We start from the raw sequence: 559 nt of genomic DNA on the forward strand, positions 1-559 counted from the left end.
ATGAAGTACAAACTGGAATGGGACGCACAGGAAAAATGTTTGCTGCAGAATTGTATGATGTTGTGCCGGATATTATTTGTCTTGCGAAGGCGTTTGGTGGAGGTGTAATGCCAGCGGGAGCTATTGTTGCGAAAGAAACAGTATTCAAAAGTTGGTTTGAAAATCCATTTATGCATACAACAACATTTGGAGGAAATCCTCTTGCATGTGCTGCTGCAATTGCAACAATCCATGTATTATTGGAAGAGAAATTACCGGAACGAGCTATGGAAGTTGGGGAGTATTTCTTAAATGGATTGAAACAAGCAGCAGAAGGACACGAAGATAAAATCTTTGAAATTCGTGGTCAAGGTTTAATGATTGGGATTGAATTCCATAAAGACGAGATTGGTTATGAAGTGTCAAAGGCGATGTTTGATGAAGGAATTCTTGTTGCGGGAACATTAATTAACTCAAAAACAATTCGTATTGAACCATCCCTTACAATTAGTTATGAAGAAGTAGATACAGTTATTAATACGTTTAAATCTGTGCTAACTCAAGTAAAAGTAAAATAAAT

The 559-nt window shown here is 36.7% G+C and carries 1 protein-coding gene; it reads left to right on the top strand.

Translation table 11 applies throughout. The annotated features are described in order from the left end of the window. A partial coding sequence (locus KI356_RS26210; protein WP_212936906.1) for an aminotransferase class III-fold pyridoxal phosphate-dependent enzyme occupies positions 1–557 on the top strand: 557 nt, incomplete at its 5' end. Positions 558–559 lie beyond the last annotated feature (2 nt).

The organism is Bacillus hominis, assembly GCF_018332515.1.
Lineage (GTDB): Bacteria > Bacillota > Bacilli > Bacillales > Bacillaceae_G > Bacillus_A > Bacillus_A hominis.